At 58.4% G+C, this 21,529-nt stretch carries 22 protein-coding genes; 12 read left to right on the top strand and 10 right to left on the bottom strand.

The window, feature by feature from the left end; genetic code table 11:
• Window positions 1-135: 135 nt before the first annotated feature.
• The 3 genes from cpaB to AC2TDJ_RS07205 form a co-directional block, all read right to left on the bottom strand.
• Window positions 136-1,011, bottom strand: coding sequence for a Flp pilus assembly protein CpaB (gene cpaB, locus AC2TDJ_RS07215; protein WP_480840687.1), 876 nt, complete (start codon window positions 1,009-1,011; stop codon window positions 136-138).
• A gap of 169 nt (window positions 1,012-1,180) precedes the next feature.
• Complete coding sequence (locus tag AC2TDJ_RS07210; RefSeq protein ID WP_480840685.1) at window positions 1,181-1,375, bottom strand: hypothetical protein; 195 nt, start codon at window positions 1,373-1,375, stop codon at window positions 1,181-1,183.
• A 111-nt stretch (window positions 1,376-1,486) separates the two neighbouring features.
• The gene (locus AC2TDJ_RS07205) at window positions 1,487-1,690 is read right to left on the bottom strand and encodes a hypothetical protein (RefSeq protein WP_480840683.1); all 204 of its coding nucleotides are present in this window, start codon (window positions 1,688-1,690) and stop codon (window positions 1,487-1,489) included.
• 351 nt (window positions 1,691-2,041) lie between these two features.
• Between AC2TDJ_RS07205 and AC2TDJ_RS07200 the strand changes: the two genes are divergently transcribed.
• Window positions 2,042-2,908: a lytic transglycosylase domain-containing protein gene (locus AC2TDJ_RS07200; protein WP_480840681.1), complete on the top strand. Its 867-nt coding sequence runs from the start codon at window positions 2,042-2,044 to the stop codon at window positions 2,906-2,908.
• 42 nt (window positions 2,909-2,950) lie between these two features.
• On the opposite strand, the gene AC2TDJ_RS07195 is transcribed toward AC2TDJ_RS07200, so the two are convergent.
• The 5 genes from AC2TDJ_RS07195 to tldD form a co-directional block, all read right to left on the bottom strand.
• Window positions 2,951-3,577 (bottom strand): CoA transferase subunit B, encoded by a 627-nt coding sequence (locus AC2TDJ_RS07195; RefSeq protein ID WP_480840679.1) that lies wholly within the window; start codon window positions 3,575-3,577, stop codon window positions 2,951-2,953.
• Window positions 3,577-4,281 carry a CoA transferase subunit A gene (locus tag AC2TDJ_RS07190; RefSeq protein WP_480840677.1) on the bottom strand — a complete coding sequence of 235 codons (705 nt, stop codon included), beginning with the start codon at window positions 4,279-4,281 and terminating at the stop codon, window positions 3,577-3,579. The genes AC2TDJ_RS07195 and AC2TDJ_RS07190 overlap by 1 nt, the downstream gene beginning before the upstream one ends.
• A 127-nt stretch (window positions 4,282-4,408) precedes the next feature.
• Window positions 4,409-7,048 carry a type I DNA topoisomerase gene (gene topA, locus AC2TDJ_RS07185; RefSeq protein ID WP_480840675.1) on the bottom strand — a complete coding sequence of 880 codons (2,640 nt, stop codon included), beginning with the start codon at window positions 7,046-7,048 and terminating at the stop codon, window positions 4,409-4,411.
• A 154-nt stretch (window positions 7,049-7,202) separates the two neighbouring features.
• Entirely contained in the window at window positions 7,203-8,339 is a 1,137-nt protein-coding gene (dprA, locus tag AC2TDJ_RS07180; RefSeq protein WP_480840673.1) for a DNA-processing protein DprA, read from the bottom strand.
• A 239-nt stretch (window positions 8,340-8,578) separates the two neighbouring features.
• The gene (tldD, locus tag AC2TDJ_RS07175) at window positions 8,579-10,000 is read right to left on the bottom strand and encodes a metalloprotease TldD (protein WP_480840671.1); all 1,422 of its coding nucleotides are present in this window, start codon (window positions 9,998-10,000) and stop codon (window positions 8,579-8,581) included.
• Window positions 10,001-10,176: 176 nt separating this feature from the next.
• On the opposite strand from tldD, the gene coxB reads away from it, so the two are divergent.
• The 11 genes from coxB to AC2TDJ_RS07120 all read left to right on the top strand — a co-directional run bounded on the left by coxB (window position 10,177) and on the right by AC2TDJ_RS07120 (window position 20,132).
• Window positions 10,177-11,088: a cytochrome c oxidase subunit II gene (coxB, locus tag AC2TDJ_RS07170; RefSeq protein WP_480840669.1), complete on the top strand. Its 912-nt coding sequence runs from the start codon at window positions 10,177-10,179 to the stop codon at window positions 11,086-11,088.
• An 83-nt stretch (window positions 11,089-11,171) separates the two neighbouring features.
• Window positions 11,172-12,128 (top strand): heme o synthase, encoded by a 957-nt coding sequence (gene cyoE, locus AC2TDJ_RS07165; protein WP_480840667.1) that lies wholly within the window; start codon window positions 11,172-11,174, stop codon window positions 12,126-12,128.
• Window positions 12,125-12,286, top strand: coding sequence for a hypothetical protein (locus AC2TDJ_RS07160; protein WP_480840665.1), 162 nt, complete (start codon window positions 12,125-12,127; stop codon window positions 12,284-12,286). Before cyoE ends, AC2TDJ_RS07160 begins: the two co-directional genes overlap by 4 nt.
• Window positions 12,286-12,861 carry a cytochrome c oxidase assembly protein gene (locus tag AC2TDJ_RS07155; RefSeq protein WP_480840663.1) on the top strand — a complete coding sequence of 192 codons (576 nt, stop codon included), beginning with the start codon at window positions 12,286-12,288 and terminating at the stop codon, window positions 12,859-12,861. The genes AC2TDJ_RS07160 and AC2TDJ_RS07155 overlap by 1 nt, the downstream gene beginning before the upstream one ends.
• A gap of 22 nt (window positions 12,862-12,883) precedes the next feature.
• Window positions 12,884-13,699, top strand: coding sequence for a cytochrome c oxidase subunit 3 (locus tag AC2TDJ_RS07150; protein ID WP_480840661.1), 816 nt, complete (start codon window positions 12,884-12,886; stop codon window positions 13,697-13,699).
• Between the two features lie 151 nt (window positions 13,700-13,850).
• Window positions 13,851-14,528, top strand: a complete 678-nt coding sequence (locus tag AC2TDJ_RS07145) for an SURF1 family protein (protein ID WP_480840659.1) — start codon at window positions 13,851-13,853, stop codon at window positions 14,526-14,528.
• Window positions 14,525-15,913, top strand: a complete 1,389-nt coding sequence (gene thrC / locus AC2TDJ_RS07140) for a threonine synthase (RefSeq protein ID WP_480840657.1) — start codon at window positions 14,525-14,527, stop codon at window positions 15,911-15,913. The genes AC2TDJ_RS07145 and thrC overlap by 4 nt, the downstream gene beginning before the upstream one ends.
• The gene (locus tag AC2TDJ_RS07135; RefSeq protein ID WP_480840655.1) at window positions 15,910-17,172 is read left to right on the top strand and encodes a M16 family metallopeptidase; all 1,263 of its coding nucleotides are present in this window, start codon (window positions 15,910-15,912) and stop codon (window positions 17,170-17,172) included. Before thrC ends, AC2TDJ_RS07135 begins: the two co-directional genes overlap by 4 nt.
• A complete protein-coding gene (locus tag AC2TDJ_RS07130) occupies window positions 17,172-17,756 on the top strand; it encodes a GNAT family N-acetyltransferase (RefSeq protein WP_480841427.1) in 585 nt (194 codons plus the stop codon). The genes AC2TDJ_RS07135 and AC2TDJ_RS07130 overlap by 1 nt, the downstream gene beginning before the upstream one ends.
• Before the next feature lie 106 nt (window positions 17,757-17,862).
• Window positions 17,863-18,681, top strand: coding sequence for an MBL fold metallo-hydrolase (locus AC2TDJ_RS07125; RefSeq protein WP_480840653.1), 819 nt, complete (start codon window positions 17,863-17,865; stop codon window positions 18,679-18,681).
• Between the two features lie 38 nt (window positions 18,682-18,719).
• Window positions 18,720-20,132, top strand: a complete 1,413-nt coding sequence (locus tag AC2TDJ_RS07120) for an FAD-binding oxidoreductase (protein WP_480840651.1) — start codon at window positions 18,720-18,722, stop codon at window positions 20,130-20,132.
• A 41-nt stretch (window positions 20,133-20,173) separates the two neighbouring features.
• Here the strand turns inward: AC2TDJ_RS07120 and AC2TDJ_RS07115 are convergent, their stop codons facing one another.
• Window positions 20,174-20,656 (bottom strand): fasciclin domain-containing protein, encoded by a 483-nt coding sequence (locus AC2TDJ_RS07115; protein ID WP_480840649.1) that lies wholly within the window; start codon window positions 20,654-20,656, stop codon window positions 20,174-20,176.
• A 171-nt stretch (window positions 20,657-20,827) separates the two neighbouring features.
• Window positions 20,828-21,367 (bottom strand): adenine phosphoribosyltransferase, encoded by a 540-nt coding sequence (locus tag AC2TDJ_RS07110; RefSeq protein WP_480840647.1) that lies wholly within the window; start codon window positions 21,365-21,367, stop codon window positions 20,828-20,830.
• Window positions 21,368-21,529 lie beyond the last annotated feature (162 nt).

Raw genomic sequence — 21,529 nt, 5'->3', positions numbered from 1 at the left:
CCCTGCGCGAAAACCAGTTTTTTTGCAATAATCAATGGTTTCTGGAATTTTCCTTATGTGGATAATGCGCAACAATGCAACGAAGAGGGCCGCGCAGAATGCGCGGCCCTCACCACCTAACAGTCTGATTAGGCGTCAGTTTGTGCAGGGTATTTGGGTCTCCACTGTCTCGCCGCCGCGACGGGTACGAATGGTGCAAACCTTCTTTTCAGCTTTAACGGGAGCGGGCGCTGCTTCTTTGATTCCCAGAAGCTTCCTCTGATCGACTTCTACCGCGCTGGCGATTGTTTCGTCCTGTACCCCTACTAATGCCAGTGACAGCCGCCCGGTGTTCTGAGCCTGGGCCAGCGCCGCAATCTGTTCCGGTGTTGCGGCAACGGTGACTGTGCGAGCAATCGTCGCTCCGGTGATGTCCGACCCAGCGGTTTGGTCTACGGCGATCAACTCGATGTTGGTTTGAATCAAACGGGTGATTTCTCCTCCCGCCCCATCAACCAGGCCGCGCAATGATCCGGTCCAATAGACATCGACCCTGTCGCCTGGGCGCAGGAAACCCGACACACCAGAGGATACGTCAACGCTGATGGCAAAAGCGCGCATGCCCTTTTCGAGACGCGAGGTAAGCCCGGCTGCTTCACCGGGTCTTGTAATTTTCACTTCCATCACGGCTTCGTCTTTTTCCATCGCTCGCAGGATAAATCGGTCATTGTTGCCGGTTTCCGGAAAGAGCGCGGCCAAATCCACGAACGACCCCTCGGGAATCGCGTCTTCCGGCCAATGCACGACACGCACATCTTCTTGTGTCAGCTTTTCCCCGTACCGAAGCGATCGATTGGAGACGATAACGCCAACGGTCGGAACCGATTTGACGTTGGCCAGTGCCTCTTCACGCAGTTGCCTCTCCAGTGCCAGTTGGGCCTGATTCTCTGAAATATAGTCGCGGGCCAAATAGACAGCCCCCCCAGCCAGGGCGACCCCGATAACCAGAACAAGTCCAAAAACAGCTCGCATTTGTCCCTCGTCTCTTCTTTGTTTGCGATACCAAGATGCCCAGCATCACTTCTGTTCGAAATTCACAGTAAGTCCCAATTGTGTTCAAAAATGGGACAATCCTGAATTTTGTAAGCTATTTCGCGAAATGATGTGCGAAATCTGAGCGGAAGTGCCCAGCGCTGGTCAATTAGTCGAAGGAAATCGGATCGACCTGAATGTTCGCGAGGGCTTCCCCGTTTTTTCTGTCGATCTCTTCAATTGGTCCACTCAGGTAGTAGTACATCAACGCTCCCAGGCCAACAATGCCTGCGGTCAACACTACCCAGTCGACTGTAATTGCGCCGCTTTCATCCGGCCCAAAGAGTTTTAGTTGGGTCAGCATAAGGTCACCAATTCAACAGTGGTTAAAAACAAGGGGTCATGCCTCTATCCAAGACATGACCCCCACACACGACTTTACGTCGATACAGTTAGGCTATTCCGCAGTCGCGGATTAGTTGCTGTTGCCCAGGTTGATCGAGCCAACATTTGCACCCTGCAGGGCGCTGTTCACGTCGCCCGCCAGATCGCTGGTGCCGGTGCGAACTTGGTTGTATGCGATGGCTGCCAGAGCAACAACGGCTGCGGTCAGAACGACCCAGTCAACGGTTACGGCGCCGTCTTCGTCTTTACGGAAGTTCTTGATGAACTTGATCATGTTACGTCCCTCCTAAAGGATCAAAAGTAATTTAACCTCGGCGTCTTCCAGAGCATTCTCTCTCAGTCCGCTCCCGATCGTCTCGGTATGGCACTATGTTTGACGGGTCGGCGTGGCAGGAATTGGGCCAAACGGCATTTTTTTCTCTCTAAGCTTAACTTTTTGTTGGGAATTTTTGTAACCATCAGATTTTAAACAAAAAATAGTTTGAACTTTTCTGTTGGTACGTATCCGGGCGGTGCAAAATTGCGCCAAATGAGGCAAAATTGCCCCAATTCGCTTTGTTTTTCTGGCGTTGCAGGCCGATTCAGAGTTCAAATTCAACCAAAAGACGAATTGAGGCAGGCAAAGATGGTTTTTAGAAACGCTCTTGTGAGCGCAATTGCTGCGGTGTTGCTGACGACCGATGCGTCCACAGTGTTCGCCGCCGAGCAGGAACCGCGCGGTGTTTACAAACGTATCAAAGCGCCCAAACCGGGCAGCCGTCCCCGTGTGACCGTTCAAATCTCTCCTGAAGAACATGCAGCGCAACCTTCAGCGCCCAGTACCGGTGCAGAATTGGTCGTATCTAAAATTATCGCGCGTACCAAAGTACCGCCCGGAAACCTGCCACAGGCCGGGGCTGCCTCTAAACCCGTCGGCTCTTACAAAGCGTTCTGGAACCGAGTTTCTCCGGATCTGGCAAATGCCAGTTCTGGCCGACTGACCGAAGCAATTCAGGCTTTGGCGTCGACCGGAGTAGCGTCGCCACGACTGCAGACGCTTCAGGATATTGCGCAGAAGCGCGGCGTGGATATCCTTCGCTCAACCGTTGGAACCAAGGTTTCTCCGGCGCTGGTGCTGGCGGTGATCTCTGTTGAGTCGGCTGGACGGGAAAAAGCAGTTAGTTCTGCCGGGGCGCAGGGATTGATGCAATTGATGCCTGCAACGGCGGCCAGATTCGGCGTCAACGACAGCCTCGTGCCCGAGCAGAACATTGCCGGAGGAGTCAAATACCTCAACTGGCTCATGGAAGAGTTCGGCAACGACCCGATTCTGGTTCTGGCAGGATACAATGCCGGTGAGGGGGCTGTGCACAAGCACAGCGGGGTGCCGCCTTATGCGGAAACACGCGACTACGTTCCCAAGGTGTTGGCCGCCTTTCAGGTGGCCAAGGCCTTATGCGCCACGCCGCCCGAGTTGATCTCGGATGGATGCGTATTCCAAACACTGAACTAACAAAGGCCCGCTCGATTGGCGGGCCTTAACTCTGGTGGGACGTCAGTTGACGATTTTCGCCTCGGTCGCCGCCCGAATCTCATCCTCGGCGACACCTTCAGCAAGTTCAACGATTTTCAGGCCACCTTCGACCACATCCAGAACACCCAGATTGGTGATGATGCGGTTGACGACCTTTTTGCCGGTCAGGGGCAGAGTGCACTTCTTCAGCAGCTTGGACTTGCCGTGCTTGTTGGTGTGATCCATCACCACGATCACACGGCCCACACCGGCCACAAGATCCATCGCGCCACCCATGCCTTTGACCAGCACGCCGGGGATCATCCAGTTGGCCAGATCGCCTTCCTCGTCCACCTCCATCGCGCCCAGAACGGCCGCGGCGATCTTGCCGCCCCGGATCATTGCAAAGGATGTGGCGCTGTCGAAGTACGAGGTGCGGGACAGTTCGGTGATCGTCTGCTTGCCGGCGTTGATCAGGTCGGGGTCTTCCTCGCCCTCAAAGGGGAAGGGGCCCATGCCCAACATGCCGTTTTCGGATTGCAGGGTGATGTCCTTGTCCCCCACATAGTTCGCCACCAGCGTCGGAATGCCGATGCCGAGGTTCACATACATGCCGTCTTCCAGCTCTTGCGCCGCGCGGGCGGCCATCTGATTGCGGTCCCAGGGCATTATGCGTCCTCCTTCTTGCGGGTGGTGCGCTGTTCGATGCGCTTTTCGTGCTCGCCCTGAATGATGCGATGCACGTAGATACCGGGCAGGTGGATCGAGTCCGGGTCCAAGGAGCCGCGGGGAACGATTTCCTCGACTTCCGCAATACAGACCTTGCCGCAGGTCGCAGCAGGTACATTGAAGTTACGCGCAGTCTTGCGGAAGATCAGGTTGCCGGTGTCGTCGGCTTTCCAGGCTTTGACAATGGCGAGGTCGGCAAAGATTCCCTCTTCCATGATGTAGGTCTCGCCGTTGAAATCCTTATGCTCTTTGCCTTCGGCAATCACCGTACCTACGCCGGTCTTGGTGTAGAATCCGGGGATGCCCGCACCGCCCGCGCGCATACGCTCGGCCAGTGTTCCTTGCGGGTTGAATTCCAGCTCAAGTTCCCCGGCCAGGTACTGACGCATGAATTCCGCGTTCTCGCCGACGTAAGAGCTGATCATCTTCTTGACCTGCTTGGTCTGCAGCAGGATGCCGATACCGAAATCATCAACGCCCGCGTTGTTCGAGGCAAAGGTCAGGTCCTGAGCGCCCGACTCCCTGATCGCTTCCAGCAGCAGTTCGGGAATGCCGCACAGACCGAACCCGCCTGCGGCAATCAGCATGCCATCCTCGAGCACCCCATCGAGTGCCTCGGTGGCATTGGCATAGATTTTCTTCATGGAAAACTCCCCCAATGACATGGTGATGGGCAGGTTGTGCCGCCACGTCACGGGGAAGTCAATGAAACCAAGGGGTCAGTGGTATTTCTACCTAACGCAGCCGACCATGGCCGGCCACATGACCGGTTCAGCCTGCCGCGTTCTTGCTTGTCTTCTTGGCCGCTGCTTTCTTTTTCGGTGCAGCTTTCCGTTTGGTTCCCTTCTTGGCCGCCTTTTCGTTGGCCAGTTCCACGGCCATTTCCAGCGTCACGTCCTCGGGTTTGATGTCCTTGGGCAAGGTCGCGTTGACCTTTTCCCATTTCACATAAGGCCCATAGCGCCCATCCAAAACCTGAATCGCGCCACCGTCAGGGTGCTCGCCCAGCTCTTTCAACGGTTTCGCCGCCGCCTGTCCACGCCGCCCTGGATTGGCGCGTTTTTCCGCCAGCAACTCCACCGCCCGGTTCATGCCGATCTCGAACACGTCGTTGGGGTCCTTCAGATTGGCATATACCGGTTTCGCCTCGTCCGGCAGTTGATGCATCAGATACGGCCCGAAGCGCCCGAAATTTGAACTGATCATCCCTCCGTCGGGATGTTCGCCGATCTGACGCGGCAGGCTGAGCAGGGTCAGCGCCTTTTCCAGATCCATGTCGTCCTTGCTCCATCCGCGCGGCAGCGACGCGCGCGGTGGCTTTTTGTTTTCGGGTGTTGGCTCACCGCGCTGGACATAGGGACCAAAGCGACCGGATTTCAGCCAGATCTCATCGCCTGCATCTTCGCCGAGCAAACGTTCGTCACCTTCCGCGCCCTCTCCTGCGATGGGGCGCGTATAGTTGCATTCCGGGTAATTGCCGCAGCCCACAAATCCGCCGGTGCGCGACGTCTTCAAGTGCAACCGGCCAACACCGCATTTCGGGCAGATGCGCGGGTCCGAGCCGTCTTCGCGCGGGGGATAAAGCTGCGGCGCCAAGGCCTCGTCCAGCTTGTCCAGCACTTCGGAAATACGCAGTTCAGATGTCTCGCCGATTGCCGCTGAAAAATCGCGCCAGAACTTGCCTAAAAGGTCCTTGTAATCCCGATCACCAGCGCTGACATCGTCTAGCTGTTCTTCCAGGTTCGCGGTGAACTCATACCCGACATACTGGCGGAAGAAGTTCAGCAGGAAAATCGTGACGATCCGACCCTTTTCCTCGGGGATCAGCCGGTTCTTGTCCTTGCGCACATAGCCGCGATCCTGAATCGTGGTCACGATCGAGGCATAGGTCGACGGCCGCCCGATTCCCAGCTCCTCCATCCGCTTGACCAGAGTCGCCTCGGTATAGCGCGGTGGGGGTTGTGTGTGGTGTTGCAGGGCAAGCACGGACTCGTTTTCGGACAGAATAGCCTCTTTCGCGACCTTGTCGCCGTTGCCGCTCGTCGCCTTGGCGAACTGATCGCGCAGCGAGGTCTTGGCAAACGGGGCAGGATCGCCCTGAGCGATCTGGGGCAGGCGTTTTTCGTCGTCATCGGCCACATCGTCGCGGCCTTCTTCGTAAACACGCATGAAGCCGTCGAACAACACCACCTGACCGGTCGCACGCAGGCCAACCTGACCGTCGTCGCTGCCGATCTCGACTGTCGTGCGCTCCAGACGGGCAGCGGACATCTGGCAGGAAATGGTGCGTTTCCAGATCAGATCATAGAGCTTTCGCTGATCTTCATCGGTCACCTTCAACGCCTTGGCATCGCGCGACATATCCGTGGGGCGAATACATTCGTGGGCTTCCTGAGCGTTCTTGGCCTTGTTTTTATACATCCGCGGGCTGTCCGGCACATATTCCGCACCATACCGGTCGGCGATTACCTCACGAGTAGCAGCCACGGCCTCGGGCGCCATGTCGATGCCGTCGGTTCGCATATAAGTAATGTAGCCGGCCTCGTAGAGCCGTTGTGCCACCTGCATTGCGTGCCGCGCGCCCATACCGAATTTGCGGCTGGCCTCCTGTTGCAACGTCGAAGTCATGAACGGTGCGCTGGGGTTGCGCGCGGCCGGCTTGGCCTCGACCGAGGTGACGCTCAGCGCGCGGCTGGTGATCGCCTGCACAGCCAATTCGGCCTGAGTGGCGTTGGCCAGATCGTGCTTGTCTAGTTTTTTGCCGGCCAGCGTGACCAGCCGCGCCTCATAAGTCTGACCGCGCGGTGTTTCGAACAGCGCCCGGACCGACCAGTATTCGACGGGTTTGAACGCCTCGATCTCCATCTCGCGCTCGACGATCAGACGAAGGCAGACCGATTGCACCCTTCCGGCGGATTTCGCGCCTGGCAGCTTGCGCCACAGAACCGGCGACAGGTTGAATCCTACCAGATAGTCCAGCGCGCGGCGGGCCAGATAGGCCTCGACCAAGGGCATATCCACCTCGCGCGGGTTCTGCATTGCCTGGGTCACCGCTTCCTTGGTGATGGCGTTGAACGTGACGCGGCTGACCGGCGTGTCCTTCTTGATCGAGCGGCGCTTGGTCAGCGCCTCCTGCAAGTGCCAACTGATTGCTTCACCCTCGCGATCAGGGTCGGTGGCGAGGATCAGGGCGTTGTCTTCTTTCAGCGCGTCAGCGATGGCCTTTACGTGTTTGCGGCTGTCATTCCCGACTTCCCATTTCATCGAGAATTCATGGTCTGGATCGACCGATCCGTCCTTGGGCGGCAGGTCGCGAACATGGCCGTACGAGGCCAGAACCGTGTAGTCGGGCCCCAGATATTTATTGATCGTTTTTGCCTTGGCCGGGGATTCTACAACAACTACGGGCATTTAGGGGAAAACCTCGCTCGACGAATTTGGCGCCTTCTATGGCCGTGCAAAATGTGTGGGGGAAGGCGGAATTGTCAATGCGTTCCTTGAATTCTTCGAAAGATGCGGCGATTTCAGTCAGATACATTCGGTTTCGCGCCGACTGAGCCAAGCGTCAGCTTGCCAGTGACAGAAGACCGCCGGGTTGTCTGTGGATTCGCCCGTCCAGTTCCAGATCGACCAGCGCGGGTCCGATTTCACCCGCCGAGGCCGAGACATCGCGCAGCAATTGGTCTTCTGCAATCGGGGACGGTCCAAGTCGCGCCAGTATCTGTGCGTGTAACTCCCTTGCATCCGTATGGGGCCGTTCATCATTGTCAAAAACTGGGTCCGACGCAGGAGAGTCAAACAAGTCACCTTGCGGCGGCAATGCATCGATGACATCGGCGGCAGACCTAACCAGAGTTGCGCCATCGCGGATCAACAGGTTGCAGCCCGCGGCTCGCGCGTCAAAGGGATGGCCGGGAACAGCCAGCACCTCGCGCCCCTGATCCAGTGCGTCGCGCGCCGTGATCAGGCTGCCCGATTTCGCTGCGGCTTCGACGACCACAACGGCTTGAGCCAACCCGGATATGATCCGGTTGCGGCGCGGAAAGTGACGCGCCTGTGGGGTGACGCCCATCGGTTGTTCCGACAAACGCAATCCGTTCTCGATGATACTGCACGCCAGGTCCGTGTTTTCCGCCGGATAGACCACATCGACGCCCCCGGCCATAACGGCGACAGTGCCCGAATCCAAAGCGGCAAGGTGGGCCGATGTGTCAATGCCGCGCGCCAGTCCGGATACCACGATGTATCCCTTCTCACCCAGTTCTTTTGCCAAACTGCGCGCCATTCGCGCGCCCAGCGACGAGCAATTGCGGGCGCCAACCATGGCAATCGCCGGGCGTTTCAGTACCGAGGTATCGCCTATCGCCCATAGTAAAGGCGGCGCGTCGGTCACATCGTGCAGGGCTGAAGGAAAGTCGGCGGCCCCAAGGCACAGAAGCCGCGCCTTGGCGGCTTTTGCGGCCTTGAGTTCCGCCTCGATCACGCCGGGCGGGCAGACTTCATACCCTTCGATTCCGGCGGCGCGTGCCATTTCCGGCAGCGCGGCCAGCGCGTTCTGCGCCGAGCCATGTTCGCGCAGCAGCCGACGAAACGTCGCCGGGCCAACCTTGCGCGAGCGCAACAGACGAAGCCAGGAAAACCGATCCTCTTCCGTGGTGGGTGGGAGTGTGGGGTGATTGGAAGAAAGCTGCTCTTCGGTCATCCGATGCTCCGCCTGGTTGCAGAACTGGTTTACGGGATGTGGGGTTAACAGCTTGTGAATCCGCGAAAATTCTATGCAAAACTTCCGAGAATTTTGAGGGGTAATCTTATATATATTTGATTTTAAACGGAAAGTTTTGTGTTCCGTTTGCGTTTCGACACGCGCAGAGTTGAGCGAATCCTCGGAGCGCGCGGCGTCAAGTTAACCTTGCGCCGCGCGCATTTGGTGTGGACGGCGACTCAGGCAGCCGATCCGCCGACGGTCAGACCGTCCATCAGGACAGTCGGTTGTCCCACTCCAACCGGCACCCACTGGCCGTCCTTGCCACATGTTCCCATGCCGGGATCCAGCGCCATGTCGTTGCCCAGCCCGCGAATACGCCTGAGCGCTGACGGGCCGTCTCCGATCAGGGTCGCGCCTTTCACAGGGGCGCCAATCTTGCCGTTCTCGACGCGATAAGCCTCAGTGCAAGAGAACACGAATTTACCGTTGGTGATATCCACCTGACCGCCGCCGAACCCAACGGCCCAGATGCCATCTTTGATATCGGCAACCAACGCGGCTGGATCGGAATCGCCGCCCAGCATGATTGTGTTGGTCATCCGTGGCATGGGTTTGTGCGCATAGCTTTGCCGCCGCCCATTGCCTGTGGGCGAAACGCCCATCAGGCGGGCATTTTGTCGGTCCTGCATATATCCTGTCAGTACGCCGTCTTCGATCAGCACGGTCCGTGAACTGGGCGTGCCTTCGTCATCCACTGTGATCGAGCCGCGCCGATCGGCAATCGTGCCGTCATCGACCACCGTCACGCCTTTTGAGGCAATCTGTTTTCCCATCAGACCGGCAAAAGCCGAACTGCCCTTGCGGTTGAAATCACCCTCAAGCCCGTGGCCGATGGCTTCGTGCAGCAGAATGCCCGGCCAGCCGGGACCAAGCGCGACTTCCATCACGCCGGCAGGGGCGGGGACGGCTTCCAAGTTGACCATGGCAATTCGCAACGCTTCGCGAACTTTGTCCTGCCAGTCGGCAGGATCGATCAACCCATCCAGACCGACCCGACCGCCGCCGCCAGCCGAGCCGCTTTCCCGACGACCGTTCTGTTCAACGATGACCGAGATATTCAGCCGGGTCATTGGGCGCACATCGCGGACCAGAACGCCGTCGGGGCGCAGAATTTCCACTTCCTGTACGGCGGCGGCGATCGTTGCGCTGACCTGAACGACCCGTGGGTCGAGGTCACGGGCGAAGGCATCAATGGCGCGGAGGGTCTCGATCTTGACCGGGAAATCCGCGGACTCGATCGGGTCTTCATCCGTATAGAGTCGGATGTTTGTGGCGCGCGGTGCCTCGGCCAGCGTTCCACCGCCGTCACCAACAGCCAGACGTGCGGTTTCTGCAGCCCGTTTCAAAGCAGGGATCGAGACATCTGTCGCGTGCGCATATCCGGCTACCTCACCTTGCACGGCGCGCAGACCGAACCCTTCGGACGCATCATAAGATGCCGTGCGCAACCGCCCGTCGTCAAACACCAGAGACTCGGATTTTCGGCGCTCTACGAACAGTTCGCCATCCTCGGCGCCAGCGGTCGCACCCTGTAGAATTGACAGGGCTTCGTCCTTCGGAAGGGCGCTCTCAAAGGGGCGAAACGGGTCGTTGGGCATCGGTTGGGACCTTTCGGGTTTGATCCAGATCAAAAATAGCGTCTGTTTGACGCAAGCATTTTGCTTTATCTACCCGCAGGAATATGGTTTTTAACGCGGCCAAAGACAACGGGTGAGGTGTGACCGATTCACGCCTTTTCGCCAGGGACGCAAAGATCAAACGATCAGGACAGAACATGAAGAATGCTTTGATGCTTTCGGGGCTTGCAACTGCCCTCTCCAGCCTTCCCGCCATGGCTCAGGAGCTTGAGATTATTGGCAAGCCGGTCGATGGCGGCATGGGTTTCCAGCCTGCGGCGACCAGCCTTGCCGAGGGGATTCATCGTCTGGACGGAATGATTCTGGTGATCATCACCGCCATCTGTCTGTTCGTGGCGGGCCTGCTGGTCTACTGCATCGTGCGCTATAACCAACGCGTGAACCCGACACCCGCGCGATTCTCGCACTATACCCCGGTCGAGATCGCTTGGACCCTGGGCCCGATCCTGATTCTGGTCTTTATCGGGGCTTTCTCGCTGCCGGTTCTGTTCAAACAGCAGGAGATTCCCGAAGGGGACGTCGTCATCAAAGTGGTCGGCAACCAGTGGTACTGGACCTACGAATACGTTGATCATGACTTTGCGTTCGACAGCTATCTGCTGGGGCACCCGGCCACACTGGACGAAAGCGCGCGGCCTGCGGATGCAGATGTCACGCCGTTTGTTCTGGATGACGCCATGCGCGCCAAGCTGACCGATGCGGGTTACGGTGAAGACGAGTGGCTGCTGGCGACGGACACTGCAGTGGTTGTGCCGGTTGGCAAGATCATCGTCATGCAGGTGACAGCATCCGATGTGATCCATTCCTGGACGATTCCGTCCTTTGGTGTGAAGCAGGATGGTGTTCCGGGACGTCTGGCCGAACTGTGGTTCCAGGCCGACAAGGAAGGTGTCTATTTCGGTCAGTGCTCGGAACTCTGCGGTAAGGACCACGCCTACATGCCGATCACCGTCAAAGTGGTTAGCGAAGAGGCTTACGAGCAATGGCTGCAGGGCGCTCTGGAAGAGTATGCGGGCCAGCCGGCCGTTTACCAGGTTGCCTCGAACTAAGATCCGGCGCGGGCCAGCACCCGCGCGTTGAATAAGACGGGCTGCGCGGCATTCGCGCAGCTTTCGCCCCTGAAGGACCGGACATGAGCGACGCAAGCATCAATGCCAGCACAGTGACCGCCAAGACCCACGCGGACGAGGCCAGCTTTGGCGATTACTTCGCCCTGCTTAAGCCGCGTGTGATGTCGCTGGTCGTGTTCACCGCCTTGGTGGGGTTGCTGGCTGCTCCGGTCCCTGTGCACCCGTTCGTCGGATTCTGCGCGATCCTGTTCATCGCCATCGGCGGTGGCGCCTCCGGCGCCCTGAACATGTGGTGGGATGCGGATATCGACAAAGTGATGAAGCGCACAAAAGGGCGCCCGATCCCGTCCGGTAAAGTCGAAGAAGGCGAAGCTCTGGCGCTTGGACTGGCTCTGTCGGGGTTGTCCGTCATCATGCTGGGCCTGGCGACGAACTGGTTCGCAGGCGCTTTTCTGGCCTTCACTATCTTTTTCTATGTCGTCGTTTACACGATGTGGCTGAAACGCTTGACACCGCAGAACATTGTTATCGGTGGCGCAGCCGGAGCGTTTCCCCCGGTGATCGGCTGGGTTGCGGCCACCGGATCGATGTCGATCGAACCATGGCTGATGTTTGCCCTGACCTTCATGTGGACCCCTCCGCATTTCTGGGCGCTGGCCCTGTTCATGCGGTCTGATTATGACGATGCAGGTGTTCCGATGCTGACGGTCACTCATGGCCGCCGCGCGACCCGCACGCATATCTTGGTCTACACCGGGTTGCTGGCGGTATTGGCCATCGGCACGGCATTTTCCGACATTGGCGGGCCGGTTTACCTGACTGTCGCACTGGTGATGAACGCCCTGTTCCTGCGAGGTGCAGGGCGGATTTCGCGACGGTCAGAGGAAGAAGCAGAGGCGGATAACTTCAAGGCCGAACGCACTTTCTTCAAGCTGTCGTTGCTCTATCTCTTCCTGCACTTCGGCGCAATTCTCGCTGAGGCGCTGTTGAAACCTTATGGGTTGGGAGGCTGGTCATGAGTCTGCGGAAAAGCCATGAATTGCATCAACGTCGGTTCGGTCGAAACCTTGGCGTGGGCCTGACCTTGGCCGCGTTCATCGTTATCATTTTCGGCCTGACGGTTGTCAAAGTTTCAGGCACTGATTTCGGTGTGGCCACACAAGAGGTGCAGAACTGATGGCACTGTCGGGTCCGCAGAAAACCGTAGTGCAGACAGTAGGCGTGGTCGTGCTGATGGGCAGCCTCGCCTGGGCCGCTGTGCCGTTTTATGACTGGTTCTGCCGCGTCACTGGTTTCGGCGGAACTACCGGTGTGGCCGAGACGGCGCCCGAGGACATTCTGGACCGGACCGTGACGGTCCGCTTTGATGCCTCGAAAGCCAAGGATATGGCTTGGGAGTTCAAGCCGGTCGAACGTGAGATGGAAGTGCGCATCGGCGAGACGGGGCTGGCATTTTATGAGGCTTACAATCCGACCGACCGCCCCATTGCCGGGCAGGCGTCCTACAACGTGGCACCATATTCAGCCGGTGGCTATTTCCAGAAAATAGCCTGTTTCTGCTTTGAAGAGCAGGTGCTGGAGCCCGGCGAGCGGGTGCAGATGCCGGTGACTTTCTTCGTCGATCCGGAAATGGTCGAAGATCTGGAAGCCAGGTATGTTCATACGATCACTCTGTCGTATACATTCTACGAAATTGACCTGCCCGAGGGCTATGCCGCCCTTGACGCGCAGGCAGATACAAACACGAACTAACGCCTGTAGGTGAGGGACGCTGATGGCACACGCTAAAAACCATGACTACCACATTCTGAACCCGTCTATCTGGCCGCTGATTGGTGCGATTGGCGGATTCACCATGCTGTTCGGCGCCGTTCTGTGGATGCATGGGATTACCCCGTGGATTTTCTGGGCCGGTCTGGTGGCCGTCCTTTACACCATGTTTGCCTGGTGGTCTGACGTCGTGGCCGAGAGCCACGCCGGTGATCACACGCCGGTTGTACGCATTGGTCTGCGCTACGGTTTCATTCTGTTCATCATGTCCGAGGTGATGTTCTTCTTTGCCTGGTTCTGGTCGTTCTTCAAGCATCGCATGTACCCGATGTACGACTATGCCGGCACCGAATACATTCAGCCGGACATCCACGCCGTTGACCCGTTCCACCTGCCGCTGATCAACACTCTGGTTCTGCTGCTGTCGGGCTGCGCGATCACTTGGGCGCACCATGCGTTGGTGCATGGCAACGACCGCAAGGCGCTGGTGCAGGGACTGGCGATTGGTATCGCATTGGGCATCGCCTTTACTGCGCTTCAGGCCTTTGAATACTATGAGCTGCTGGCCCATGATGGCTGGAAATTTGGCGGCGACCAGTTCTATTCGAACTTCTTCATGGCCACAGGTTTCCACGGCGCACACGTGATCATCGGGACGATCTTCCTGAGCGTTTGTCTGATCCGGGCGCTTCGAGGTGACTTCACGCCGGAAAAACACGTCGGTTTCGAGGCCGCTGCCTGGTACTGGCACTTTGTTGACGTTGTCTGGCTGTTCCTGTTCTTTGCCGTCTACATCTGGGGTCAGGCCCCGCTGATGTAACACCGGACAGGTGATCCAATTGCAAAAGCCGCCCCTTGGGGCGGCTTTTTCTCTGTTAAGGGCGCAAGATTGCGCCCGATACAATTGCGTGGTTGCATTTGCGCCCGCGCGCGCCTTAACAAGACGCCGGTTTCTGCAACAAGAGTCTGTCATGCGCCGCATTCTGTTCCTGCTGATCTTCGGCCTTGCCGGTCTGGGCGTGCTGTTGTCGCTGGGCGTGTGGCAGGTGCAGCGGATGGGGTGGAAGCAGGGCGTTTTGGCCGAGATCGAAAGCCGCATTTCTGCTGATCCCATCGCCTTGCCACCGCAGGTTTCCGAAGACGCGGACAAATACCTGCCCGTGACCGTTTCGGGCGAGATGGAGCCGGGTGAAATCCACGTTCTGGTCTCTGTCAAACAGGTCGGGGCGGGGTACCGCGTCATCCAGTCTTTCAGCACCGAGGCTCGGACCATTCTTGTGGACCGCGGCTTTGTCCCGACGGCTGCCAAGGATGCCGAACGCCTGACCGGTCCGATGGAGGTGACTGGCAATCTGCACTGGCCCGACGAGATCGACAGTTACACGCCCGAGGCAGATATCGACGCCAATATCTGGTTTGCCCGGGATGTGCCCAACCTGGCCGCTGCTTTAGGGGCTGAGCCAGTGCTGCTGATCGCACGAACAGTGACCGATCCTGGCGTGACGCCCTTGCCGGTGGATTCGGCGGGAATTCCAAATGATCATCTGCAATATGCAATCACCTGGTTTGGCCTGGCTCTGGTCTGGGCGGCGATGACCGGATACTTCCTGTGGCGCAACCGCGCCAATTCTGAAAGTGACGCGAAATGAAATACATCTCGACCCGTGGGCAAGCGCCCGAACTGACCTTCGAAGAGGCGATGCTGACCGGACTGGCCCGCGACGGTGGCCTGTACCTGCCCGCTGAAATCCCGGTGATGTCGCAAGACGAGATCGCCGCGCTGGCAGGGCTGCCTTATGAGGAAATCGCGTTTCGCGTGATGTGGCCCTATGTCAGCGGATCGTTTGAAGAGGATGAGTTCAGGGCGATCATCGCCCGCGCCTATGAAGGGTTCGGCCATGACGCCCGCGCGCCGCTGAAACAACTGAACGAGAACCACTTCCTGCTGGAGCTGTTCCACGGGCCAACTCTGGCCTTCAAGGACTTTGCCATGCAGCTGATCGGTCAGCTGTTCCAGGTCGCCCTGAAACGTCGCGAAGATCGCGTGACCATTGTTGGCGCAACCAGTGGCGATACCGGCTCGGCCGCTATTGAGGCGTTCCGGGGTCTGGATGCTGTGGATGTGTTCATCCTATTCCCCCATGGCCGCGTGTCCGAGGTACAGCGCCGCCAGATGATAACTCCGGCGGACAGCAACGTGCATGCCTTGGCCGTGGACGGCGATTTCGACGATTGTCAGGCCGCATTGAAGGATATGTTCAACGACTTTGATTTCCGCGACGGGGTGAAGCTGGCAGGGGTGAACTCGATCAACTTTGCCCGCGTTCTGGCGCAGATTGTGTATTACTTCTCGGCTGCCGTAAGTCTTGGCGCGCCACATCGCAAGGTCAGCTTCACCGTGCCAACCGGCAATTTCGGTGACATCTTCGCGGGCTACCTGGCCAAGCGCATGGGCCTGCCGATTGACCGTCTGGTCGTGGCAACCAACCAGAACGACATCCTGCATCGTTGCCTCTCGGGAGAGGGTTATTTCAAAGGCGACACCATCCCCTCGATCAGCCCGTCGATGGATATTCAGGTTAGCTCGAACTTTGAGCGCGCTCTTTACTATGCCTATGGCGAGGATGGCGGTGCAATTGCGCAGCTGATGGATGAACTCAAAAGTGGTGGCTTCAACGTCAGCCAGGGCGCGATGGAAACGCTGCGCGAGAGTTTTGACTCAGGGAGAGTCTCCGAGGATGAGACGCTGGCGACGATCAAGTCCACGCTGGCCCACAGCGCCGAACTGGTGTGTCCCCACACGGCAGTCGGCATCAAGGTCGCGGAAGAACATCGCGTTGCCGGCGTCCCGATGATCACGTTGGCCACCGCGCACCCGGCGAAATTCCCGGCAGCAGTCGAGAGGGCCAGCGATGTGCATCCGCCTCTTCCCTCTCGCATGTCTGATCTGTATGAACGTCCGGAACGGGTGACCCTCATCGCCAACGATCTGGGCGCCCTTGAGGATCATATCAAAGGGCACATCGCTGAGTGACTGTCAGACAAGACCAACTGAAGAACGGATTTCGTATCGTCAGTGAACATATGCCGGGGCTGCAATCTGCGGCCATCGGCATCTGGGTAACCGCCGGCGGGCGGCATGAGCGGATTGAGCAGAACGGGATTGCGCATTTCCTTGAGCATATGGCGTTCAAGGGAACCGAGCGCCGGTCCGCGCTGCAAATCGCCGAGGCAATCGAGGATGTAGGCGGCTACATCAACGCCTATACCTCGCGCGAGGTGACGGCATATTACGCACGTGTGCTGAAAGACGACGTAGCACTGGCGATGGATGTTATCGGCGATATCGTTCTGAACCCGGTTTTCGATCCGCGCGAGATCGAGGTCGAGCGCGGCGTCATCCTGCAAGAGATCGGTCAGGCTTATGACACACCGGACGACGTGATCTTTGACTGGTTGCAAGAGCAGAGCTATCACGATCAGCCTCTGGGCCGGACTATTCTGGGCCCGACCGAACGGGTCAGCGCCTTTTCGCGTGAGGACCTGTCGGGCTTTGTGGCAGAACACTACGGATCCGAGCAGATGATCCTGTCTGCGGCAGGTGCGGTTGATCACGATGCGCTCATGAAAATGGCCGAAGACATGTTCGGTCATTTGCAACCGCGCAAGGGGCTGATCGCCGAACCTGCCTGTTTCACGGGCGGTGAAGCGCGGCAGGAGAAAGAGCTTGAGCAGGCCCATTTCGCGCTAGCGTTGGAAAGCCCCGGCTATCGTGATGATGCAATCTATACCGCTCAGATCTATTCGACCGCTTTGGGCGGTGGCATGTCCTCGCGCCTGTTTCAGGAAGTGCGCGAGACGCGCGGACTCTGCTATACGATCTTCGCCCAGACCGGCGCCTATGCCGATACCGGGACCACCACGATCTATGCCGGAACTTCGGCCGATCAGGTCAAAGAACTGGCCACAATTACGATCGACGAGATGAGGCGCGCCGCCGAAGACATGAGCTCCGAAGAGGTTGCCCGTGCCCGCGCGCAAATGAAGGCGGGGATGCTGATGGGGCTGGAAAGCCCGTCGAACCGCGCTGAACGCCTGGCGCGGCTGGTGCAGATCTGGGGCCGGGTGCCCTCGCTGGAGGATACCGTTGCCAAGATTGATGCGGTCAGCACCGAAGATGTCCGTGCATTCGCCGAATGTATGGCCGTCCAGGCCCCGGCCGCTTTGGCGCTGTACGGTCCGGTTTCAAGCGCACCTACACTCGCCGAATTGCAGGAGAGGCGTGCGGCGTGATGCTGTTGGGCCGACGTAAGCTGAAACTCGAAACCGAGCGGCTGAGCCTGCGTCCTCCCGTTCACTCTGATTTTAGTGACTGGACCGCCTTGCGGCGGGCGTCAAAGGAACACCTGACCCCGTGGGAGCCGATCTGGGCATCGGACCATCTGACACGCAAGTCCTTCACCAACAGGGTGTATTGGGCCCAGCGGTCGATTGCCGGCGGAACAGCTGTTCCCCTGTTCCTGTTTCGCCGAAGCGACAATGTGTTGCTTGGTGCGATCACGCTGGACAACATTCGCCGGGGGCCAGCGCAGGCCGGGACGCTTGGCTATTGGACAGGTCAGGCATTTGCGCGGAAAGGATATATGCGCGAGGCAATCGGTGCATTGGTTCACCACGCGTTTACCCGGCTGGATCTGAGCCGCATCGAGGCTGCTTGTCTGCCGGAAAACGCGGCTTCGCGAGGATTGCTGGAAAGCTCGGGCTTCAAATACGAGGGCGTCGCGCAATCCTACCTGCAGATCAATGGGCGGTGGCGGACGCATGTGCTCTATGCCAGCCTGCGGTCGGATCGGCGTGGTAAGACCGACGCCGGGTAGCTGGCCCTAGTGGGCCATTGGGGGCTCTGCCCCCAAACCCCCGGGATATTTGCAGCCAGATGAACAAGGGGCATGACTTGGCAGCAACTTGCGCTACACTTCCCCCATGCGCTGGGTTGTTGCGGCATTGATGGTGATCTCGGGCGGGGCTGCGGCGCAAGAGCGGCGGCCGAGCCACTGTATCGCCATCGCCGATGCAGCACCGGGGATTGAATACCTTTACAAGGCAGCCTGGAATGACCCGGTTTCGGAGTTTTCGGTGCGGATCAGCTATATCGCCCATGCCTCTTTTCTGATCCAGACTCGCGGCGGGCTAAACGCTGTAACGGATTTCACGGGCTTTATCGGTGCGGCAGATCTGATCCCCGACATTGTCACGATGAACCATGCGCACAGCACTCATTGGACCGCCAACCCCGACCCCGCCATTCCCTACGTCCTGCCCGGTTGGGGCGAATTCGGTCAGGGAATCGACCATTATCTCGACCTGGGTGAATTGCTGGTACGCAATGTGTCGACAGATATCCGTTCAGCCTATGGTGGGGTTGAAGAACGGGGCAATTCAATCTTTGTGTTTGAGGTCGAGGGGCTGTGCATCGGTCACCTGGGGCATCTCCACCACGTTCCGTCAGACGAGCAATTTGCGGCGCTGGGGCGGCTGGACGTCGTGATGGCCGCTGTCGACGGGGGAACAACGATGCCACTGCCGGAGATGATCGAGGTACTGAAACGACTGAAGAGTTCGATCATTATTCCGATGCATTGGTTTTCCGGGTTTTCTCTGGAACGCTTCCTGATCGACATCCGGGATGAATTTCCGGTGGAGCGGGACGGGGAATCCGAAATCGTCGTTGCCCTGCGCACGCTGCCGGACCGGCCGACCGTTGTGGTTCTGGAGCCCCGTTATCTGATTGAATTGGAATAGGGCTTGTCGTGACCCGCAGGCTTGGGCAAGGAATGGGCATGACATTGAATCCCGCCGATGACAGCCTTGCCCAAAAGATCCGGGAGCGACTGCCCGAGGATGTGCTGTGTCCTGTCGCTGCGCGCTACCTTGAAGAGCCGCGGGGCCGATTTGCGGGGCAGGCCGGGTTGCTGGCGCTGCCCAGAACGGTCGAACAGGTCAGCACGCTGGTTCAACTTGCCTTCGACGCGTGTGTGCCGATTGTCCCCTATGGCGGTGGCACGGGGCTTGTCGGGGGGCAGGTGGCCCCTGATGGGCCGCAGCCATTGGTAGTCTCGCTTGAGCGAATGGCGGCGATCCGGGCCATTTATCCGACTGAGAATATCTTGATTGCCGAAGCCGGAGCCATTCTGGAAGACATCCAGACCGCTGCGGATGCCGCAGACCGGTTGTTCCCTCTGTCGCTGGCGGCGCAAGGGTCCTGCCGGATCGGAGGGAACCTTGCCACGAATGCGGGTGGCCTCAACGTACTGCGCTATGGCAATGCGCGCGATCTGTGTCTGGGGTTGGAGGCGGTGATGCCCAACGGCGACATCTGGCGCGGTCTGAGCCGGCTTCGCAAGGACAACACGGGTTACGACCTGCGCGACCTGCTGATCGGGTCCGAGGGCACGTTGGGGATCATCACGGCGGCGTCACTGAAGCTGTACCCCAAGCCTGCGGGGGTCGGGACGGCAATTCTTGAGGTTCCGTCGCCTGAAGCCGCCATCGACCTGCTCTCGGTGTTGCGGGATCAGGTTGGCGAGGCTGTCAGCGCGTTTGAGTTGCTTCACCGTCAAGGGCTTGAGTTCCTGTCGGAAGTGTTGCCGAATACCCGTCAACCCTTTGACACGCCCCCGGAATGGAGCGTTCTGGTTGAGCTGGGTCTGGCATCTGCTCAAGATCCCATGGCTGTCCTGGAATGCCTGTACGAGGCGGGGCAGGCACGGGGGCTGGTCACGAACGGGGTGATCGCCCAGAACCTGTCTCAAAGGAATGACCTGTGGTCAGTGCGCGAACAGATACCCGAAGCCAACCGGATCATCGGGTCGGTATCCAGCCACGATATCTCGGTTCCGATTTCGACCATTCCCGAGTTCATCCGACGCGGTGCGGCTGTGGTTGCAGAACTCGGGGATTATCGCATCAATTGTTTCGGGCATCTGGGCGATGGAAACCTGCACTACAACGTGTTTCCACCTAAAGGGCGCAGCAGGTCAGAGGTCGACGACCAAAGACTGATCGTCAAACATGCTATCCATGATCTGGTTCATGAATTCGGCGGCTCTGTCAGTGCGGAACACGGAGTCGGGCGTCTGAAAACCGAAGATGTCGAGCGATATGTCGACCCTACGAAACTGGCAGCCATGCGGGCCATCAAGAATGCGCTTGATCCGAAGGGGATCATGAACCCCGGTGCTGTGCTTCGATAAGGACTGCGGCCCGGATTATCCGGGCCACGCCTAGGATTTTCTTAGGATGCAGGCAGGATGACCTTATCGATCACGTGGATCACACCGTTGTCGGCTTCGATATCGGCCTGAACGACGTTGGCATCGTTGACCATCACACCGTTGTCCAGATCGATCGTGACGTTTCCACCCTGAACCGTGGCTGCCGACATGTCATCGGACAGATCGGTCGACATCACCTTTCCCGGAACCACGTGGTAGGTCAGAATGGCGACGAGCTGATCCTTGTTTTCCGGCTTGAGCAAATTCTCCACCGTACCTTCCGGAAGGGCGGCAAACGCTTCGTCCGTGGGAGCAAATACGGTGAACGGCCCTTCACCTTTCAGCGTGTCAACCAATTCTGCGGCCTGTACGGCAGCGACGAGCGTATTGAAGCTGCCGGCACCGACTGCGGTGTCAACAATGTCCTTCTTGTGCCCGTCAGCAAAGACGGAAGTGGCCAGAAGAACAGTTGCGACGCTGGCGAAAGCAGTTTTGCGAAACATCGAGATAACTTCCCTTGTTGAAAATGCCTCATTTGGCATCGTCCCGGGTACGCGACGACATCGCAAATAGATCACTGCCCGTAACAGAATGGAGATGTTGAAATGAAAAACGCCCGCGCTAAGCCCGGACGTTTTGGTGTTTCCAGTCACGTTCTTGTGATCCGGCTGCCTTTACATGCCCTCGAATTCGCACAAGACGTGGACGTCCATTCCCAAGTTCTCAAGCACCTTGCGGCCACCCAATTCTGGCAAATCGATAATGAACGCACACGAGACGATTTCACCCCCCAGACGCTCGATCAGCTTGATGCCCGCCTCGGCCGTGCCACCGGTGGCCAGCAGATCGTCCACAACCAGGATTTTCTCGCCCGGCTGGATGGCGTCATCGTGGACCTCGACAATGGCCTCGCCATATTCCAACTTGTAATCCTGACTGATGGTGGTGCCGGGCAGCTTGCCCTTTTTGCGGATAGGCACGAAACCCACGCTCAATTGATGCGCGATAGCACCACCCAGAATAAAGCCGCGCGCTTCAAGACCAACTACTTTGTCGATCCGTTCGCCGGCATAGGGATGCAACATCTGGTCGATTGCGATACGAAATCCACGCGGGTCCGCGAACAGGGTTGTCACATCCCGGAACATGATCCCCTCATGCGGGAAATCAACGATGGTTCGGATGTAATCCTTGACGGTCTTGTTTCTGGACATGGGCACTCTACTTCGCGGCAAAAAACACGCCAGTTTTTGGCCCATCAGGTCCATTCATGCAAGGAAAGTCTTTCGACCGAGACTATTTGCGGCGGCGCGTTAAAGTGTTTGGCAGGCTGTAGTAGCGGTACAGCGATGCCGGAAGCCAAGATAGGTGCGGTT

Source organism: Ruegeria sp. HKCCD6647-2, assembly GCF_057221075.1.
Note: the sequence above shows the minus strand (reverse complement) of the source record. Positions and strands in the feature narration are given on the sequence as shown.

What these genes read in the sequence shown, in the direction of transcription:
- AC2TDJ_RS07145 (WP_480840659.1), top strand. Translation starts at nt 13,851, where the DNA reads ATGCGCCGCATTCTGTTCCTGCTGATCTTCGGCCTTGCCGGTCTGGGC.
- topA (WP_480840675.1), bottom strand. Translation starts at nt 7,048, where the DNA reads ATGCCCGTAGTTGTTGTAGAATCCCCGGCCAAGGCAAAAACGATCAAT.
- AC2TDJ_RS07210 (WP_480840685.1), bottom strand. Translation starts at nt 1,375, where the DNA reads ATGCTGACCCAACTAAAACTCTTTGGGCCGGATGAAAGCGGCGCAATT.
- AC2TDJ_RS07205 (WP_480840683.1), bottom strand. Translation starts at nt 1,690, where the DNA reads ATGATCAAGTTCATCAAGAACTTCCGTAAAGACGAAGACGGCGCCGTA.
- AC2TDJ_RS07155 (WP_480840663.1), top strand. Translation starts at nt 12,286, where the DNA reads ATGGCACTGTCGGGTCCGCAGAAAACCGTAGTGCAGACAGTAGGCGTG.
- tldD (WP_480840671.1), bottom strand. Translation starts at nt 10,000, where the DNA reads ATGCCCAACGACCCGTTTCGCCCCTTTGAGAGCGCCCTTCCGAAGGAC.
- AC2TDJ_RS07110 (WP_480840647.1), bottom strand. Translation starts at nt 21,367, where the DNA reads ATGTCCAGAAACAAGACCGTCAAGGATTACATCCGAACCATCGTTGAT.
- AC2TDJ_RS07115 (WP_480840649.1), bottom strand. Translation starts at nt 20,656, where the DNA reads ATGTTTCGCAAAACTGCTTTCGCCAGCGTCGCAACTGTTCTTCTGGCC.
- AC2TDJ_RS07150 (WP_480840661.1), top strand. Translation starts at nt 12,884, where the DNA reads ATGGCACACGCTAAAAACCATGACTACCACATTCTGAACCCGTCTATC.
- cpaB (WP_480840687.1), bottom strand. Translation starts at nt 1,011, where the DNA reads ATGCGAGCTGTTTTTGGACTTGTTCTGGTTATCGGGGTCGCCCTGGCT.
- thrC (WP_480840657.1), top strand. Translation starts at nt 14,525, where the DNA reads ATGAAATACATCTCGACCCGTGGGCAAGCGCCCGAACTGACCTTCGAA.
- AC2TDJ_RS07190 (WP_480840677.1), bottom strand. Translation starts at nt 4,281, where the DNA reads ATGAAGAAAATCTATGCCAATGCCACCGAGGCACTCGATGGGGTGCTC.
- cyoE (WP_480840667.1), top strand. Translation starts at nt 11,172, where the DNA reads ATGAGCGACGCAAGCATCAATGCCAGCACAGTGACCGCCAAGACCCAC.
- coxB (WP_480840669.1), top strand. Translation starts at nt 10,177, where the DNA reads ATGAAGAATGCTTTGATGCTTTCGGGGCTTGCAACTGCCCTCTCCAGC.
- AC2TDJ_RS07125 (WP_480840653.1), top strand. Translation starts at nt 17,863, where the DNA reads ATGCGCTGGGTTGTTGCGGCATTGATGGTGATCTCGGGCGGGGCTGCG.
- AC2TDJ_RS07120 (WP_480840651.1), top strand. Translation starts at nt 18,720, where the DNA reads ATGACATTGAATCCCGCCGATGACAGCCTTGCCCAAAAGATCCGGGAG.
- AC2TDJ_RS07160 (WP_480840665.1), top strand. Translation starts at nt 12,125, where the DNA reads ATGAGTCTGCGGAAAAGCCATGAATTGCATCAACGTCGGTTCGGTCGA.
- AC2TDJ_RS07195 (WP_480840679.1), bottom strand. Translation starts at nt 3,577, where the DNA reads ATGCCCTGGGACCGCAATCAGATGGCCGCCCGCGCGGCGCAAGAGCTG.
- AC2TDJ_RS07130 (WP_480841427.1), top strand. Translation starts at nt 17,172, where the DNA reads ATGCTGTTGGGCCGACGTAAGCTGAAACTCGAAACCGAGCGGCTGAGC.
- AC2TDJ_RS07200 (WP_480840681.1), top strand. Translation starts at nt 2,042, where the DNA reads ATGGTTTTTAGAAACGCTCTTGTGAGCGCAATTGCTGCGGTGTTGCTG.
- dprA (WP_480840673.1), bottom strand. Translation starts at nt 8,339, where the DNA reads ATGACCGAAGAGCAGCTTTCTTCCAATCACCCCACACTCCCACCCACC.